General features: G+C 70.6%; 9 protein-coding genes and 1 pseudogene. 5 read left to right on the forward strand and 5 right to left on the reverse strand.

The window, feature by feature from the left end; genetic code table 11:
- Position 1: 1 nt before the first annotated feature.
- Both M2271_RS26975 and M2271_RS26980 read right to left on the reverse strand, forming a co-directional pair.
- Positions 2 to 2,131, reverse strand: a complete 2,130-nt coding sequence (locus M2271_RS26975) for a SulP family inorganic anion transporter (protein WP_280889925.1) — start codon at positions 2,129 to 2,131, stop codon at positions 2 to 4.
- The gene (locus M2271_RS26980; protein ID WP_280890010.1) at positions 2,128 to 2,796 is read right to left on the reverse strand and encodes a carbonic anhydrase; all 669 of its coding nucleotides are present in this window, start codon (positions 2,794 to 2,796) and stop codon (positions 2,128 to 2,130) included. The genes M2271_RS26975 and M2271_RS26980 overlap by 4 nt, the downstream gene beginning before the upstream one ends.
- Before the next feature lie 266 nt (positions 2,797 to 3,062).
- Between M2271_RS26980 and M2271_RS26985 the strand changes: the two genes are divergently transcribed.
- Positions 3,063 to 3,941: a response regulator transcription factor gene (locus M2271_RS26985; RefSeq protein WP_280889926.1), complete on the forward strand. Its 879-nt coding sequence runs from the start codon at positions 3,063 to 3,065 to the stop codon at positions 3,939 to 3,941.
- A complete protein-coding gene (locus tag M2271_RS26990; protein WP_280889927.1) occupies positions 3,938 to 5,443 on the forward strand; it encodes a HAMP domain-containing sensor histidine kinase in 1,506 nt (501 codons plus the stop codon). The genes M2271_RS26985 and M2271_RS26990 overlap by 4 nt, the downstream gene beginning before the upstream one ends.
- Before the next feature lie 558 nt (positions 5,444 to 6,001).
- Here M2271_RS26990 and ppdK read toward each other — a convergent pair.
- Complete coding sequence (gene ppdK, locus M2271_RS26995; protein WP_280890011.1) at positions 6,002 to 8,695, reverse strand: pyruvate, phosphate dikinase; 2,694 nt, start codon at positions 8,693 to 8,695, stop codon at positions 6,002 to 6,004.
- Positions 8,696 to 9,265: 570 nt separating this feature from the next.
- Complete coding sequence (locus tag M2271_RS27000) at positions 9,266 to 10,684, reverse strand: glycosyl hydrolase family 28-related protein (protein WP_280889928.1); 1,419 nt, start codon at positions 10,682 to 10,684, stop codon at positions 9,266 to 9,268.
- A 531-nt stretch (positions 10,685 to 11,215) separates the two neighbouring features.
- On the opposite strand from M2271_RS27000, the gene M2271_RS27005 reads away from it, so the two are divergent.
- A complete protein-coding gene (locus M2271_RS27005; protein WP_280889929.1) occupies positions 11,216 to 12,670 on the forward strand; it encodes a glycosyltransferase family 2 protein in 1,455 nt (484 codons plus the stop codon).
- A 169-nt stretch (positions 12,671 to 12,839) separates the two neighbouring features.
- On the opposite strand, the gene M2271_RS27010 is transcribed toward M2271_RS27005, so the two are convergent.
- On the reverse strand, positions 12,840 to 14,042 hold the full coding sequence (locus M2271_RS27010; protein WP_280890012.1) for an ROK family protein: 1,203 nt from the start codon (positions 14,040 to 14,042) through the stop codon (positions 12,840 to 12,842).
- Between the two features lie 298 nt (positions 14,043 to 14,340).
- Here M2271_RS27010 and M2271_RS27015 point away from each other — a divergent pair.
- Together M2271_RS27015 and M2271_RS27020 are read left to right on the forward strand one after the other, a co-directional pair.
- Positions 14,341 to 15,681 (forward strand): annotated as a pseudogene (locus tag M2271_RS27015) (hypothetical protein); the annotation flags it as partial.
- A gap of 189 nt (positions 15,682 to 15,870) precedes the next feature.
- Entirely contained in the window at positions 15,871 to 17,808 is a 1,938-nt protein-coding gene (locus tag M2271_RS27020) for a glycogen debranching N-terminal domain-containing protein (RefSeq protein ID WP_280889930.1), read from the forward strand.
- The last annotated feature ends 474 nt before the right edge of the window (positions 17,809 to 18,282 follow it).

Genomic DNA, 18,282 nt, shown 5'->3' on the forward strand with positions numbered 1-18,282 from the left:
TTCAGCGTACGAGCGGGGGGCGCTCGGCGTAATCGGCGTGATCGTCGTAATCGTTCGGAAGGGGGCGGGTGTCCAGGTAGAACCATTCGGCGTCAGGGCCGGGGGCCGGGGTGGAGGGCGGGACGGAGGCCGGCGCGGAGGCCCTGGTGGGCGCCGGTGCGGGTGTCTGCTCCGCCGTGGCGGCCGGTGTGGCCGGGCCCGGCATCAGCAGTTCCACCCTGAGCCCCTTCCCCCGCTGCTGGGTCGTGAACTCCTCGATCTGGTTGCGGCAGGCGTGGTCCAGGTGGGTGACGCCGGTCAGGTCGAGGCGGATCCTCGGCTTGCCGGCGGCGGCCGCGGCCTCCAGGGCCTCGATGACGTTCGGCAGCCGCAGGAAGGTCGCGTTGCCGGCCATGACGACCTTGGCGGTGTCGTCCTCGACGTGCTGCCGGATCACGGTCTGCGACATCCTGAGCGCGGCCAGCACGATCCCGGCGGCGAGCCCGATCAGTACGCCTTCGAGCAGCGCGGTCGCCACGATGACCAGCGTGGTGAGGGTCATCACCGCGAACTCGCCCCGGTCCTGGCGCCACATCTTCGGGAACTCCGCCGGCCCGAACAGCTTCCAACCGCTGTGCACCAGAACGCCGGCGAGCACCGAGATCGGGATCAGCGCGAGCACCTGCGGCAGCAGCATCGCGAAGGCGAGCAGCCACAGCCCGTGCAGCGTCCGGGAGAGCCGGGTCTTCGCGCCGGCCTGGACGTTGGCCGAGCTGCGGGCGACGACGGCCGTGATGGGCAGCGCGCCGAGGATGCCGGCGATGGTGTTCCCGGCGCCCTGGGCGATGAGTTCGGTGTTGTAGCGGGTGCGCGGACCGCTGTGCATCCGGTCCACCGCGGCGGCCGTGAACAGGCTCTCCGCGGAGGCGATGACGGTGAAGGTGAGAATGGAGGTGATGATCGCCGCGTCGGCGAGCCCCGCGAACTGCTCCCCGCCCGGCACGCTCACCGCGGCGAGCAGGTCACCGACCTGGAGCGTCTTCACGTCCACGCCGGGCAGCGCGGCGACCGCGATGCCGATCCCCACGGCGACCAGTGCGGCCGGGATCTTCTTGACCGGCCCCGGCACGTTCTTCCAGGCGAAGCTCAGTACGACGGTGACGACACCGAGCACCGTGGCGATCATCGCCTGCCGGTCGGTGAGGATGCCGGCGACCAGCCCGGGGATGCCTGCCATGTTCTCGATCGGGACGCCGGGTGCCTTGGAGTCGGCCATCGGATAGACCTGGCTGAACATCAACGGCAGTCCGATGCCGGCCAGCATGCCCTGCACCACGGCGAGGGAGATCGCCTGGAACATCCGGCCGAGCCTGACCACCCCGAGGACGATCTGCAGGATCCCGGAGCCCAGCACGATCACCCCGAGCATCGCCAGGCCGTGTTCGGCGACGGTCTCCGCGACCAGCGCGGCGAGTCCGGCCGCGGGCCCGCTGACCTGCAGCGTGCTCCCCCGTACCGCCCCGACCACCAGCCCGCCGATCACCCCGGAGATGATCCCGAGCTCGGCCGGCACCCCGGACGCGACGGCCACGCCGATGCACAGCGGCAGCGCGACGAGGAAGACGACGAGGGAGGCGGTGATCTCGGTCCCGAGGTCGGCCCTGGGACCTTTCCCGGGGCGGGTGGGCGGCGCCGCGTCATTCGCTGCGTCATTCGGCGCGCCCTTCGCCGCGCCCTTCGGCGGAGCCGGTCGCCGGGTGCGCGGGGTGGCGTGCGGGGCCGTCCCGGTGGCGGGGCCTGGGGCGGTGCGCCTCCCGCCCGGCGCTCCGGCCTGCCAGGCGGCGGACGGCTCGTCCTGCCAGCCGGTGTGCATCCCGGCGGACGGCTCGTCCTGCCAGCCGGCACGCGCCGCTGCCTGCGGCTCGTCCTGCCAGCCGGTGTGCATCCCGGCGGACGGCTCGTCCTCCCAGCCGGAGTGCGCCGCTGCCCGTGGCCCGTCCTCCCAGCCGGTGTGCATCCCGGCGGACGGCTCGTCCTGCCAGGCGGCGTGCGCTGCCGGCTGCGGCCCGGTCGGCGAGCCGCCGCGGACCGCGCCCCATTCCCCGCCCTCTTCTCCGCCCCGCGTCCGGCCCCGCGCATGCGCGCCGCTCATCCGGCGTGCACCCGGAAGCGGCCGTCGTCGTCGAGTTCGTACACCTGGCCGGTGTCGACCTCGTAGTACCAGCCGTGCAGCCGCAGCCGGCCCTCCTCCAGCCCCTGCCGCACACTCGGGTAACTGCGCACCGCGGCCAGCTGGTTGACGACGTTGCGCTGCACCACGTCCGCCAGGGACGGTTCGTAGGAGCGGTCGGAGCCGTCGGAGCCGTCGGCACTGTCGGAGTCGTGGGCGGCGCCGGAACTGTCGGAGGTGCCGGTGAGCACCGCGGCCAGTTCCGGGCGGGCCAGGGCGAGCCACGCGTCGACGCCCGGCAGGCGGGTCAGGTCGTCGCCGGACCTCAGCGCGCTCATCGCCCCGCAGTGTGAGTGACCGCACACCACCACGTCCTGAACCTCGAGCACCTCCAGTGCGTACTCCAGGGTGGCTGCTTCACCGGACGCCCCGTGTTGCCCGTAGGCCGGCACGATATTGCCCGCGTTCCGGAGCTCGAATATCTCGCCGGGCCGGGCGTCGGTAATGAGTGCGGGTATGACCCGCGAGTCCGAGCAGGTAATGAAGAGCGCCTCGGGGGATTGCCCGTCGGCCAGTTTCCGGTATTCCCCGCGCTCACCTTCGACCCGCTGCGTGAACGTGCGGGCACGATCCAGCAATGCCTTCAACTCTGCCTCCTCGACAGGGAGTTCGTCCTGGTCATCGCAGCGTAGAGGGGGCCGCACCAGAGGAAGGTTAAGCGAACACCAGAGCCCGGCCAGGAATGGAACATTCTTTGTCGAGAGGCGCGCAGGTAGGGTTGTCTTGTACCGTGTCCACTCCAGGAAGCGGAACGCGAATTCGGGCTGCTTGGAATCATCCTGGACTCTGCCCGCATTCATAGCGATTCACGATCCAGGGTTCACGGTGCACAGTTCACGGAGAGACGGGACACATGGGCCTACGAGTGCTGCTCATCGAGGACGACGAGACGATCGCCGAACCGCTCACCGAGGCTCTCGGCCACTTCGGGCTGACGGTCGATCACGTGGCGACCGGCACCGACGGCTTGAGAGGCCCGTACGGCAATGTCGTCCTGCTCGACCTGGGGTTGCCGGACATGGACGGCATCGACGTCTGCCGGGGCATCCGCCAGGTCTCCGACGTACCCATCCTCATCCTCAGTGCGCGCGGCGAGGAGACCGACCGCGTGCTGGGCCTGGAGCTGGGCGCCGACGACTATCTGGCGAAACCTTTCAGCGTACGGGAGCTGGTGGCGCGGATACGGGCGGTGACGCGACGGACCCAGCGGGCGCAGGCGATACCGGAGCCCACGGCGACGGCAGCGACCGAGTCAGGGCCGGCCTACGACAGGGCACCCATGGCGCACGCGGCGATGGCCTCGTCGTACACCGGCTCATCGCACCCTGGCTCGTCACACGCCGGCTCGTCGTACGCCGCCGCGTCGTACGCCGCCGCGTCCCCGCCGCCCACGGCCTCCTCGTACGCGACCGCGCCCGAACCGTCGTACGAGCCCGGCCCGTTGGTCGTCGACCGCCGGACCCGGCAGGTCTGGGTCGGTGAGACGACCGTCCCTCTCACCCCCAAGGAGTTCGATCTGCTCGCGCTGCTCACCGAGGACCCGGGCGCGGTCTGCTCACGGCAGCAGATCCTGGACCGGGTGTGGGACCCGCACTACGAGGGTCCGACCAAGACTCTGGACGTCCATGTCGCCTCACTGCGGCGGAAGTTGGGACACCCAGCCTGGATCCAGACCCTGCGCGGGGTCGGCTTCCGGCTGGCGGTACACACCGGTCCGGTCGGTCGGCCATGACCCGACGACTGCTGCTCAGCTATCTCAGCCTGGCCGCGCTGGTCCTGCTCTGTCTGGAGATCCCGCTGGGCTACCTGTACTCGCGGGGCGAGCGGGAGCGGGTGATCACCGTGGCGGAGGACGAGGCCGAGTCGGTCTCGGCGTACGCGTCCCTGTCCCTCGCCGCCGGCCGGGCCGAGCGGGACCTGCCCGGCCGGGTGGCCCACTGTGCCGCCCGGATCGGCGGACAGGTGGTGGTCGTCGACAGTGTGGGTGCGCCGATCGCCACCTCGCATCAGCTGACCCCGGACGCGTCCCGGGCGCTGGCCTCCCGCCCGGGCATCGTGGCGGCGCTGCGCGGCACGTCCACGGTGGACGTCCGCACGTCCACCATCGGCGGCGTCCAGTACCTGTCTGTCGCCGTACCCGTCGGGCACGGCACCCGGCCGGAGGGCGCCGTGTGGCTGACCCTGCCGACCCACGTGGTGCATGAACGCGTCCACCACATCTGGCTGTTGCTTGCCCTCGGCGGTCTCGCCGTCCTCACCGCGGTCACCTTCGCCGCGTTCGCGATCGCCCGCTGGACCGGTCGCCCCATCCGTGAACTGGAGCGCGCCACCAACGAGTTGGCGTCCGACAGCCGGGCGGCTCCGATCGCCGTCACGGTGACCAAGGGCCCGCCGGAAGTCCGCAGTCTGGCCGCCGCGTTCAACCGTACGGCGGCCCGGCTCGCCCATCTCCTCGACTCCCAGCACGCGTTCGCGGGCGAGGCCTCGCACCAGCTCAAGACCCCGCTGGCGGCACTGCGGCTGCGCCTGGAGAACCTGGAACCGAACGTCTCGGCCCGCGGCCGCTCCAGCCTCACCGCCGCCGTCACCGAGACGGACCGGCTCGCCCGCATGGTCGAGGGGCTGCTGGCGATGGCCCGGCTGGAGGAGCACGCGGCGATCCCCGGTCCGGTCGACGTGGGCGCGGTCTGCGCGGAACGCCACCACACCTGGACGCCGCTCTTCGCCCAGCAGGGCGTCTCCCTGGTGCTGTTCGCGGGCGGCGAGGGTTCGGTGCTCGCACTGCCGGGGGCCATCGAGCAGATCCTCGACAACCTGCTCTCCAACGCGTTGCGCGCCTCCCCGCCCGCCACCACGGTGACCATCGAACTGCGTCCGCACACCCCGTCCCGCCGCACGCTGCGCGACGCCCGCGCCCGCCCCTCCTGGGTCGACCTGCACGTCACCGACGAGGGCCCGGGCATGACGGCGGACCAGCGCGCCCGCGCCTTCGACCGCTTCTGGCGTGCCCCCGGCGCCCCCAAGGGCGGCACGGGTCTCGGCCTCGCGCTGGTCCAACGCCTCGCCCACGCGAGCGGCGGCGAGGCGAGCGTGCGCGCCGCCGGCACGGGCGGCCTGGACGCGGTGATCCGTCTGCCGTCCGCGCTCCCCGCGCCGGGCTCCCACACCCTGGGCAGACCGGGCCCGCGCCGCCGCGAGGTACCGACGCGCATCGGGGCGGGGATCCGTCCGTGACCGCCGGCCAGGGCCCCGGCCGGCAGGACCGCCGGCCCCGTGTGGACCGTTGCGACCACTGCATGGCGGCTGACCACGTGGCTCGCACGCCCGTACGACCACCGGATGCGCGCTAGCCGTATGGACCGCACGCCCATACGACCACCGGCTGACGACCACCGGCTGACGACCACCAGCTGGCGACCACCAGCTGACGGCTGACGGCTGGCCATGTGGACCGTACGCCCATTTCATGACGCATCCATGACATATCAACCCCGTGCGCCTAATGTTTGCGCAGTTCAGAGCACTTTTGACACCATCGGGTACGGCATGCAGGAGAGGGCGGTACCCCCGCAACAGGGTGCCGCCCTCTCCTCGTGCTCCGGAACCGCCGCCCATCGGTGAGGGTCGGTCGGGGACAGTCGGCGGTTCCGGCGTTCAGTGGGCCGAGGCCCGACGGCTGGTCGGGCCTCGGCCCTACCCGGGGTTCGGTGCCTACCGGGGGCAGGTACCAGAGGTCCGCGCCTACCAGAGGTCCGCGCCCACCAGGGGTCCGCGCCCACGGGGCACCCGCACCTACCGGTGATCGCTCCCGTTCGACGACGAAGCCGCTCGCCCCGCCTCCAACCGCGCCACCGGGATCCGGAACGGTGAGCAGGAGACGTAGTCCAGTCCCACCTCGTGGAAGAAGTGGACGGACTCCGGGTCGCCGCCGTGTTCGCCGCAGACGCCGAGCTTCAGGTCGGGGCGGGTCGCGCGGCCGGCCTCGACCGCCAGCTTCACCAGGGCGCCTACCCCGTCCCGGTCGATGGTCTCGAACGGGGAGACGCCGAAGATGCCCTTCTCCAGGTACGCCGTGAAGAAGGAGGCCTCCACGTCGTCCCGGCTGAAGCCCCACACCGTCTGGGTCAGGTCGTTCGTGCCGAAGGAGAAGAACTCGGCCGCCTCCGCGATCTGACCGGCGGTCAGCGCGGCCCGCGGGAGTTCGATCATCGTGCCGATGGCCAGCTTCAGGTGCGTGCCCGTCGCCGCCTCGACCTCCGCGACGACCTGGTCCGCCTCCTCGCGGACGATCTCCAGCTCCTGGACCGTGCCCACCAGCGGGATCATGATCTCGGCGCGCGGGTCGCCCTTCGCCGCCTTGCGTTCCGCCGCCGCCTCCGCGATGGCGCGGACCTGCATGGTGAACAGGCCGGGGATGACCAGGCCGAGGCGCACGCCCCGCAGGCCCAGCATCGGGTTCTGCTCGTGCAGGCGGTGGACGGCCTGGAGCAGGCGCAGTTCGTTCTCGTGCGGCTCCTGGCGGGACTCCGCCAGGGCGACGCGGACCGACAGTTCCGTGATGTCGGGGAGGAACTCGTGCAGCGGCGGGTCCAGGAGACGCACCGTCACCGGGAGGCCGTCCATCGCGGAGAACAGCTCCACGAAGTCCTGCTTCTGGAGGGGGAGCAGCGCCTTGAGGGACTCCTCGCGCTCCACCTCCGTGTCGGCCAGGATGAGACGCTCGACCAGTTCGCGCCGGTCGCCCAGGAACATGTGCTCCGTACGGCACAGGCCGATGCCCTGGGCGCCGAAGCGCCGTGCCCGCAGTGCGTCCTCGGCGTTGTCCGCGTTGGCGCGCACCCGCAGGCGCCGCTTGCGGTCGGCGAACGCCATGATCCGGTGCACGGCCTCGACGAGTTCGTCGGCGTCGTTGGCGCCCGCGTGCATCCGGCCCTCGAAGTACTCGACGACCGGGGACGGGACCACCGGGACCTCGCCCAGGTAGACCTTGCCCGACGACCCGTCGATGGAGATGAGGTCGCCCTCCTCCACCACGTGTCCGCCCGGCACCGTCATCCGACGGCGTTTGGTGTCGACCTCGAGCTCCTCCGCGCCGCACACGCACGTCTTGCCCATGCCGCGCGCGACCACGGCCGCGTGGGAGGTCTTGCCGCCGCGCGAGGTCAGGATGCCCTCCGCCGCGATCATGCCGTCCAGGTCGTCGGGGTTGGTCTCGCGGCGGACCAGGATGACCTTCTCGCCGGAACGGGACCACTTCACTGCGGTGTACGAGTCGAAGACCGCCTTGCCGACCGCCGCACCCGGCGACGCCGCGATGCCCCGGCCGACCTGCTGGACCTTCGCTTCCTCGTCGAAGCGGGGGAACATCAGCTGGCCGAGCTGGGCGCCCGTCACGCGCTGGAGTGCCTCCGCCTCGTCGATGAGGCCCTGGTCGACGAGCTGGGTGGCGATACGGAAGGCCGCGCCCGCCGTGCGCTTGCCGACGCGGGTCTGGAGCATCCACAGCTGACCGCGCTCGATGGTGAACTCGATGTCGCAGAGGTCCTTGTAGTGGTTCTCCAGGGTCTCCATGATCTGCATCAGCTGGTCGTACGACTTCTTGTCGATCGTCTCCAGCTCCGCCAGCGGGACCGTGTTGCGGATGCCGGCCACCACGTCCTCGCCCTGGGCGTTCTGCAGGTAGTCGCCGTACACGCCCTGGTGTCCGGAGGCCGGGTCGCGGGTGAACGCCACCCCCGTGCCCGAGTCGGGGCCGAGGTTGCCGAAGACCATCGAGCAGACGTTGACGGCCGTGCCCAGGTCGCCCGGGATGCGCTCCTGGCGGCGGTAGAGCTTGGCGCGGTCGGTGTTCCAGGAGTCGAAGACCGCCTTGATCGCGAGGTCCATCTGCTCGCGGGGGCCCTGCGGGAAGTCCCGGCCGGCCTGGGTCTTGACGATCTTCTTGAACTTGGCGACCAGCTTCTTGAGGTCCGCGGCCTCCAGCTCGGTGTCGACCGTGACCTTCTTGGCCGCCTTCGCCGCCTCCAGCGCGTCCTCGAAGAGGTCGCCCTCGACGCCGAGGACCGTCTTGCCGAACATCTGGATGAGGCGGCGGTAGGAGTCCCAGGCGAAGCGCTCGTCCCCGGCCTGCCGGGCCAGGCCCTGCACCGACTTGTCGGAGAGGCCGATGTTGAGGACCGTGTCCATCATTCCGGGCATCGAGAACTTCGCGCCCGAGCGGACCGACACCAGCAGCGGGTCGTCGGCCTGGCCCAGCTTCTTGCCCATGCGCTGCTCCAGCGCGTCGAGGTGCGCACTCACCTCGTCACGCAGTGCCGCCGGCTCCTCGCCGCTGTCCAGGTAGACCTGGCAGGCCTCGGTGGTGATGGTGAAACCCGGGGGGACCGGAAGGCCGAGGTTGGTCATCTCGGCGAGGTTGGCACCCTTGCCGCCGAGGAGGTCTTTGAGGTCCTTGTTGCCCTCGGTGAAGTCGTAAACGAACTTCACGCCCTCAACGCTCTTGCCGTGCTCAGCTGCCTGAGGATCTTTGTTTTCCGACACGGGTCTCGACTCCTTGAGGCCGCGGTGGCTGCCCTGATGGCGAGGAACATACCCAGATCGAAGGCACATGGGTACATCCACTTGCGCGTCATGTGCCTGTAACCACTCGTCCGCCAGCGGATCGAAAGTCAAAGCTTGGCAAGCGGAGACAGGCCGATGTTTTCACTTCCTGAACGCACCACCACCCACAGACCCCGGATTTCGCTCTTATGAGCAGCTCTCGGCACGTCTGATTTCGATCGATGAACGATCAAGTGGTGGCACTCAGTGCCACCCCTTGGAGAAGTGCAGTCGCTCATGATCCGCTCGTCTGAGCGCGACCCTTATCAAGGGTGGCGAGAATCACGCTGCCACAGGCGCGGGGATTTCACCATGCGGACGGGAATCCGGACCCGTATCCGGCCGGAAACACGGCCGACACGGCTGCAACGGTGACACGGCTGACACGCGGGGCGGGGCAAGACCTCGCAGCGGAACGACCGCTGTCCAGGATCAGGGGTTTCAGGTCTCCGGCGGTCAGTAGCCTTTGACGAAGTTGATCACGTACCACTTGGTGGTGGTGGCGTTGTAGATCGCGGTGAGGAAGTCGCGCTTGTTCGGCGTCGTGGTGAGTGTGGTCGAGGAGATGGTGGTGCCCAGGGCGAACGCGGAGCTGAGGATGAGGGCGCGGCTGCCGGTTGCGTCCTGGATGAGTTCCCAAGTGATGCGTTGTCCGTCGGTGGGGTTGGTGGGGGTGCCCAGGGTTCGGTTGCCTTTGAGGGTGACGCGGAAGAGGTTTCCCAGTGCGGCGTTGGTGGCGATGGTGGCGGCGTCGGTGAGGGTGACGGGGGCGGGGTTGACCTTCGCGTCGACGTAGTCCTTGCGCGTCAGGTGTTCGGCCGAGGTCGGGGAGGCGGTGGTGGAGACGTTGCCTTCGTAGTAGGCGGAGTTCGAGCCGTAGACGAAGCCGCTGGCCACCGTGCCGCCGGCGGTGTCGTTGATGACGTTGGTGTAGCCGGCCAGCGACAGGGGTTTCACGTTGCTGACATCGCCGAGGGTGGCCGAGCACCCGGCGTCGACGGTGACCGAGTTGACCGCTGCGGTGGTGGGGGTGTTCTCGGCGAATCCGAGGATGCTGACGGCTCGTGCGGCGCCGGTGACCCAGATGCTGATGCTGGGGCTGTTGTAGGTGAAGGAGTTGTACAGGCCCACACCGATCGCGGCGTTGATCTTCCAGCTGTAGCCGTTGTATCCGGTGCCGCGGTTGACCGCGGATTCGGCGCCGCATCCAGTGAAGCTGATGCCCTGACTGCCGACGCCGGTCACCTCGTAGCCGATGCCGCAGTGGTCGGCGGCGCAGCCGACGAAGGAGCAGTAGGCCATGGTGTCGATGTGGAAGCCCGCGTTGGTGATGGTGTCGGCGTAGCAGGACGTGAACGAGCAGCTGGTCCCTGCGGCGCCTCCGGAGACCCCGTGGATGTTCCAGCCGTGGTTGCCGTTGTTGGCCGAGGTCACGCCTTCGAACGTGGAGACGATCGGGTTGGAGAGGTCGATTCCGCTGTCACCGAAGAACTTCACGGTCATCCGCGCGAACGCCAGTGAGACGGTCGCGGGGTTGGCGGATCGCGTGAGCACGATGCCCTTGCCGCTGCCGCTGCCCGGGCCTTGGAAGGTGAGATCCTGGATGGTCAGCCGGGTGATGTCCGAGCCGCTCAGCCCGTTGGCGGTGGTGCTGCTCTGTGAGATCACCGACGAGCCGTCACTGACGCCTTCCAGGATGAGGTTGGAGCGTGCCACCAGGACGGAGGAGATCTTGTAGGTGCCTGCGGGGAAGACGACCGTTCCGCCGGAGGAGGGCACCGCGTTGATCGCGGTTTGGATCGCGGTGGTGTCGTCGGTGACGCCGTTGCCGGTGGCTCCGTAGTCCAGGACGTTGAACCAGTAGCTGGTGGCCATGATGATCTCCGTTCAGGTTCGCATCGAGTCGATAAGTCGACTCAAAACTGAGGTCTTATGAGGAGTTCGGCCGCGGCGAAGCGGCACCGTCAATGGACATGGAGCCGGTTCGAGCCGGTCAGGATCGGGGGTGGCCGCATTCGGTCAACGCGCCTCGATGAGGAGGCGACTCGCCGTCATCACTTAACGTAACTGTACGAAAGCACCGCGTAAAGGGTTTTGCTGCGTCAATCTTCACCCGTGGTGATGACGCCACGTCAACCGCGCGCGCCGCGACGGCGTCCGCCGAGAAGAGTGGTCGCCGACCGTGACCGCTCTCGGCAGAGCGGGTTCGTCTCTTCGGCGCGCCAGAGCTACGGGGCTGCCGAGTACTCCGACAGACCCCCACCGCAGCCTCCGATCGGGGACGGCTGCTGCTCTGTTCGGGCCAGGCACCCCCCGTGCCGGGGCGACCCCGCGCCAGAATCCTGTAGGTGAGACCTCAAGGCGCCGGCCCGCCGATTGGCGCCATGGGATGTGGAGGAGTCGCTGGTGAGCCGGTTCGGACCGACGCGGGGACAGACGCGCAAGCAGGCGCGCGGGCCTGCCTTCGTGCGCCAGCCCAGGAACCTCACCCGGGAGGGTCGCACCAAGCCCGGGCACATCCCGGACCTGCGCCACGCGGGACCGGGACGCATCGTCGTGCTGGTACCGGCCCACAATGAGGAAGCGCTCATCGCCGAGACCCTGGAGTCCCTGGCGGCTCAGACCAGGCCCCCGGACGAGGTCATCGTGGTCGCCGACCGCTGCACCGACCGGACCGCTCGGATCAGCACCGCTCACGGCGCCAAGGCCGTCGAAACGGTCGGCAACACCCAGGACAAGGCGGGCGCACTCAACCAGGTCCTGGCCCGGCTGCTGCCGCAGCTGCGCGACCACGACGCCGTCATGGTCATGGACTCCGACACCTCGCTGTCTCCCCAGTTCATCGCCGAGGCAGCCCGGCGCCTGCGCCACCAGGAACCCGACCAGTCACCCATCGGCGGCGTCGGCGCCATCTTCTTCGGCCACCCCCTGCACGGCCTGGTCTGCCACCTCCAGAACAACGAGTACGTGCGCTACGCCCGTGAACTCCACCGCCGCCACGGCCGCGCCGACGTCCTGACCGGCACCGCCTCCCTCTTCCCCGTCCACGCCCTGCGCCACGTCCACGAAGCCCGCGCCCACGGCTCACTGCCCCGAGGCCGGGACGTCTACGACGTGGAGTCACTGACCGAGGACAACGAACTCACCCTCGCACTCAAACACCTCGGCTACCGCTGCGTGTCACCGTGCGCCTGCATCGTGGGCACCGAACTCATGCCCACCTGGTCCCGGCTGTACTACCAGCGGCTGCGCTGGCAACGCGGCGCCCTGGACAACCTCAAGGCCTACGGCACCACCCGGGCCACCCTGCCCTATGTCTGCCGGCAACTGCTCACCTACCTCAGCGTGGCCTTCGTCCCCTTCTTCCTCACCGTCCTGGTCTACTACACCGCCGCCAAGGGCTTCCCCGGCTGGCCGTGGTTCTGGCTCGCGATCACCTCCATCGCCGCCTTCGAACGCGTCTGGGCCGCCAAACGCGGCGGATGGAAGGCCCTGCTCCTGGCCGTCATGATCGTGCCCGAGCTCCTCTTCGACCAGTTCCTCAACGTGATCTACACCAAAGCACTCATCGACCTCCTGACCGGCGCCGGCGCCACCTGGGAACGCACGCACAGCAGGACCCGCCGCCTGCGCGAAGCGATCACCACAGCGGCGGGCTTCACCCTCCTGCTCGCCGCTGTCGTAGGCCTGGCCCTCGCCTGCATCGCCCTCGGCATCGCCTGGACCCTCATCGCGCTCTTCGTCCTGTGCGGCGTCGCCGCAGCCGTCATCCGCCTCAGCCGCCTCCACCCCCTCGGGCTGCTCCTGTCCCTACCCAGCGGCGAACAGCCGCACGGCGACATCCCACCCTGGCGTCAGTGAGAAGGCATCAGCTCACGGGCGTAGGCGCGTGCACGGAGTCCCTCAGGCAGACCTTGCAGCCTCTGCCGCCCGGAGGGCAGCCAGATGGACCACGCCACTGTGGCCCAAGGAGATCCGGCCGAGCGTCCCCCACCGGGGCGCGGCACGGCATCGCCAACCGCACCGCACCTCACACACCCAGCGCCGCCAGTCGCTCCTCCACCCGCCCGGGCGCGTACAGGTGCTCCACGACCATCGCCCCGCCCCCGACCAGCCCGGCCCGGTCGCCCAGCCGCGAGATGACCACCTCCAGGTGGGCCGTGGAGCGGGGCAGCGCCCGCTGGTACAGCAGTTCCCGTACGCCGGTGAGGAACGGGGTGCCGGCCAGGTCCCCCGCGATCATCAGAACGCCGGGGTTGAGCAGCGTCACGACCGTCGCCAGGACGTCCCCGATCTGCCGCCCCGCCTCCCGGGCGAGCGCCGCCGCCTCCGGGTGGCCGGCCGCCAGGAGGTCCCGTACGTCCGAGCCCGACGCCGCCGGTACCCCCGTCTCCGCCAGTCGCCGGGCCACGGCACCGCCGCTCGCGACGGCGGCCAGACAGCCGTAGGAACCGCACCGGCACAGCGCCTCGGCGCCCGCCGGGACCCGGATGTGGCCGAGGTCGCCCGCGCCGCCGTCGATGCCCCGGTAGACCGAGCCGTCGACGACTACCCCGGCGCCGATCCCGGTCGAGACCTTGACCAGCACGAACGCCGAGCAGTCGGGGCACGTCGTGCGCTGTTCGCCGTACGCCATGAGGTTGGCGTCGTTGTCGACCAGCACCGGCACCGGGCCCGCCCCGGTGTGCTCGGTGAAGGCTCTGGCCAGGCGGCTCGTTATGTCGTAGCCGTCCCAGCCGGGCATGATCGGCGGCTGGACGACCCGGCCGGTCTTGCTGTCGACGGGCCCCGGCACCGCGAGGCCGATGCCGCAGACCTCGTCCGCACGGTGGCCCGCCTTCTCCAGGAGCTCGGCGAACCAGCGGCCGAGTTCGCCGAGTACGGCGTCGGGGCCGTCCCCGATGACCAGGGTCCCGGCGTGCTCGGCCAGGATCTCGCCGGTCAGGGAGAGCACCGCGGCGCGCGCGTGCCGGGTGTCGAGGTCGGCGGCGAGGACGACGGCGTGGGCGTCGTCGAACTCGAGCGTGATGGACGGACGCCCGCCTAGGGGCGAGTCGACCGGGCCGCCGGCGCCCTCACGCAGCCAGCCCGCGCGGAAGAGACGGTCGAGGCGTTGCCCCACGGTGGCGCGCGAAAGGCCGGTGGCCTGCTGGAGCGCACCCCGGGTCGTGGCGCGACCGCTGCGCACCAGTTCGAGCAGGTCCCCGGCGCCTACCTGACCTCGCCCGGCCACGTGCACCATGCGCGCACCCCCTTGTGTTTCTCAAGCTTGCATTACATATTGAGTTTTGCGTGTTAAATAGACGTAACCTTACGGCAGCCTTTGCCGAACCGGTCGACCGTACGTCTTCGGGGAGTCCTCAGTGGATCGCGCAGTGCAGCTCATCGCCCGCAACACAGGACACTTGGATCCGGTACGCACCATTTCCTCACCCCCCGTTTCCGGCCATGGTGAGGCAACGGCATCCGGGACCGCGCCGAGGAGCGTTGTATACGGTCTCACCGCGCCGACACATTCACCGCCCACGGCACCTTCCCTGCACGCCAGGGCCGCCCGTGTGCTGGACGGCAACTGGACCGGCACCTCCACGGTGCCGTCCCACGGTCTGTATCCGCACCAGTGGTCCTGGGACTCCGCGTTCATCGCGATCGGCCTACGGCACATCTCGCCGTTACGAGCACAGACGGAGCTGGAGACACTGCTCGACGCCCAGTGGGGCGACGGCCGGATCCCGCACATCGTCTTCAACCCCTCCGTACCGCTCGACGCGTACTTCCCGAGCCCCGACTTCTGGCGCTCCTCGACCGCGGGGCGCGCTGCGGGCGCCCCGCGCACCGCACAGACCTCCGGCATCGTGCAGCCACCGGTGCACGCACTGGCGGCCTGGCTGGTGCACCGCGCCGACCCGGGGCTGTCCCGGGCGCGCGGCTTCCTCGCCCGGGTGTATCCCCGGCTCGCTGCCTGGCACCGGTATCTGCTGCACCGGCGCGACCTGGGCGGGGGCTCCCTCGCGTCCGTCGTGCACCCCTGGGAACAGGGTATGGACAACAGCCCCTGCTGGGACGCCCCGCTCGCCCGGATCACGCCCGCCCCGGCCCGTTCCTTCCGACGCGCGGACCTCGACCACGGGGCGGCGGAGGACCGGCCGACGGACCTGGACTACGGGCGGTATGTGCGACTGGCGACGGACTACCGGGATCAGGACTACGTCGACGGGGTGAGCGAGTTCGCGGTGGAGGATCCCTCCTTCAACGCCCTGCTCATCGCCTCCGAGCACGCGCTCGCCCGGATCGCCGAGGAACTGGGCGCGACGGGTACGGCCCGGCGCACGCGTGCGGAACGCCTGACGGCGGCACTCGTGGACCGGCTGTGGGACCCGGTGGCGGGCCTGTTCCGGTGCCGGGATGTGCGGGGCGGGGAGCTGATCCCCGAGCGGAGCGTGTCCGGGCTGGTCCCGCTACTGCTGCCGGACCTGCCGCAGGAGGTCACCGCCGGGCTGCTGCGCACCCTGGGCGGCGCGCACTTCGGCCTCGGTGACACCACCCGCCTGGTCCCGAGCTACGACCTGCTCGGCGAGGCCTTCGACCCGCACCGGTACTGGCGCGGGCCGGCCTGGTTCAACACGAGCTGGCTGGTGGAGCGCGGGTTGCGCACCCACGGCGAGCGGGACCGCGCCGACGCGCTGCGGACGGCGGCCCTGGACCTCGCCGGCGCCACCGACTTCGCGGAGTACGTCGACCCGTACACCGGTGAGGCATGTGGGACGACCGGCTTCAGCTGGACCGCCGCGCTCACCCTCGACCTGCTGCACACAGGCCCCGGGGACGACGTGTCCCCGGCGGCCCTCCGCACGTTCGGCATGCATGAGTGACATGACTGACGCGAGTGGTGTGAGTGGTGTGAGTGCTGTGGATGGCGTGAGCGACGCGGGCGACCTAGGGGATGTGGGCGACGTAGGGGATGTGAGCGACGTAGGCGATTCAGGCGCCGCGGGTGACAACAGAGTCGTGGGTGACAACGAAGTCAAGGGTGACAACGGAGTCAAGGGAGGCGACCGGGGATGACGGACCGGCAACATCTGCTCGTGCACGGCGGGACGTTCGCCGCTGTCGGCGATGGAGGGGACATCAGCGGCGTCCGGGGCGGCAGCTCCCCGGACGGCTTGTTCGTGAGCGACGCCCGGCACCTCAGCCGGTGGCAGCTGACCGTCGACGGCGCGGTGCCCGAGGCGCTGTCGCCGGTCGCCGACGGGGACACCGCGCGCTGTGTACTGGTACCGCGCGGCGGACGTCAGGAGCCGCCCGCGTACACGCTCTTCCGCGAACAGGCCGTCTCGGACGGCGCGTTCGTCGAGTCGTTGCGGGTGGCCGGCAACCGGCCGGTGCCGACGACGGTCCGCCTCGCGGTCACCGCGGACGCCGACTTCACCGACCAGTTCGAACTGCGCTCCGACCACCGCACGTACACCAAGATCGGCGCCACTCGCTCCCGTCAAGTCCTCGACAACGGCGTGGAGTTCACCTACCAGCGCGGCGAGTGGCGGTCCTGTACGACGGTGACGGCCGAGCCCGTCCCGGACGGCGTCGAGGAAACCGGCACCGGGGCCCGTCGCCTGGTCTGGACGTTCGAGCTGGAGCCGCACGGTTCGGCGGAGCTGACGCTGCGGGTGACGGCCCGCCCGCACGGCGACCGGCGGGCCCTGCGCGTCCCGCGCTCCCCGGCGGCGCTGAACGAGCAACTCCTCGCTCTGGAGGGCGAGTTCGTGGAGGACGTCGCCTTCCCGACCGGGTGGCCGGAGCTGGCCGCGGCCTGTGCGCGCGGTCTCGCCGACCTCGCCTCGCTCCAGGTCCCGGCGACCGGCCCGGACGGCGAGGAACTGCGTGTCCCGGCGGCGGGAGCCCCCTGGTACCTGACCCTGCTGGGCCGGGACGCCCTGCTGACCTCGCTGTTCGCGTTGCCCTACCGCCCGCAGCTGGCCGCCTCCACCCTGGCCGCGCTCGCCGCCGCCCAGGCGACGGAGAGCGACCCGGAGTCGGTCGCCCAGCCCGGCAAGATCGTGCACGAGGTGCGCCACGGTGAACTGGCGCACTTCGGTCAGGTGCCGTTCGGCCGGTACTACGGCTCGGTGGACGCGACCCCGCTGTTCCTCGTCCTGCTCGGCGCGTACGTCGAACACACCGGGGACACCGGTCCGGCCCGCCGCCTGGAACCCCACGCCCGCGCGGCGATCGGCTGGATGCTGGACCACGGGGGCCTCACCTCCCGCGGCTATCTGGTCTACCGCGCCGACCAGGGCGGCCTCGCCAACCAGAACTGGAAGGACTCCCCCGGCGCCATCTGCTCGGCCGACGGCACCCGCGCGAGTGGCCCGGTGATGGCGGCGGGAGCCCAGGGATACGCGTACGACGCGCTGCTCCGCACGGCGTGGCTGGCGCGCACGGTGTGGGAGGACGCGACGTACGCGGCGCTCCTCGAACAGGCGGCCGGTGATCTGCGCGACCGCTTCCAGCGGGACTTCTGGATGCCGGACCGCTCCTTCCCCGCGCTGGCCCTGGACGGCGAGGGCCGCCAGGTGAACGCGCTCGCCTCGGACGCCGGCCATCTGCTCTGGTCGGGTCTGCTGGACAAGGAGTACGGCGAGGAGGTGGGCCGGCGGCTGCTGGCGCCGGACTTCTTCTCGGGCTGGGGCGTGCGCACCCTCGCCTCGGGGCAACCGGCGTACCACCCGCTCTCCTACCACCGCGGTTCCGTCTGGCCGCACGACAACGCGCTGATCAGCCTGGGGCTCGCCCGCTACGGCCTGCACGACGAGGCCCGCACGGTCGCCCACGCCCTGGTCGACGCGGCGACGGCGACCGGCCACCGCCTCCCGGAGGTCCTCGCGGGCTACGGCCGCGACACCCACGCGGAGCCGGTCCCCTACCCGCACGCGTGCGTACGGGAGTCCCGCTCGGCGGCGGCACCGCTGGCGCTGCTCACGGCGGTCGGGGGCGCCTGACTGACCGGTTGGGCAGTGATTTGCCCGGTGTTTGCCGAGCAGTGGGCAAAAGGGCTGAACAGCGGACGGAGCCGAACCGTACGGGAATGCGGTGGATACCGACCCCAAGGGGGCCGGGTCCGCCGCTCCACCGGGCTTCGTACGGAAGGACCTTCGGGTGCCTGTCTTCACGCGCTTTCGCCAGCCGCCGGACTCGGGCGACAACAATGCCTCCGTCCCTCCGGCGAGCGAAGCGGCACCGGCCGAGGCCGCGACGGACACGGCCGTCACCGACACGGCGGTAACCGACACGGCCGTCACCGACACGGCCGTCACCGACCCTGCCGCCACCGACAAGACGGCGCCCGGTGAAGCAGTAACCGACAAGCGCTCGCCCGACGAGGCGACGTCGGACGAGGCGCCGTCGGACGACACAGCGTCGGACGAGACCGCACCCGACGAGACCGCATCGGACGAGACCGCGCCCGACGAGAC

It is taken from the genome of Streptomyces sp. LBL, from assembly GCF_029893585.1.
In the GTDB taxonomy this organism is placed as follows: Bacteria; Actinomycetota; Actinomycetes; order Streptomycetales; family Streptomycetaceae; genus Streptomyces.

Bases quoted from the DNA above. Each gene is read 5' to 3' on its own strand.
- M2271_RS27020 (WP_280889930.1), top strand. From the start codon at position 15,871: ATGACGGACCGGCAACATCTGCTCGTGCACGGCGGGACGTTCGCCGCT.
- M2271_RS26975 (WP_280889925.1), bottom strand. From the start codon at position 2,131: ATGAGCGGCGCGCATGCGCGGGGCCGGACGCGGGGCGGAGAAGAGGGC.
- M2271_RS26985 (WP_280889926.1), top strand. From the start codon at position 3,063: ATGGGCCTACGAGTGCTGCTCATCGAGGACGACGAGACGATCGCCGAA.
- M2271_RS26990 (WP_280889927.1), top strand. From the start codon at position 3,938: ATGACCCGACGACTGCTGCTCAGCTATCTCAGCCTGGCCGCGCTGGTC.
- M2271_RS27000 (WP_280889928.1), bottom strand. From the start codon at position 10,684: ATGGCCACCAGCTACTGGTTCAACGTCCTGGACTACGGAGCCACCGGC.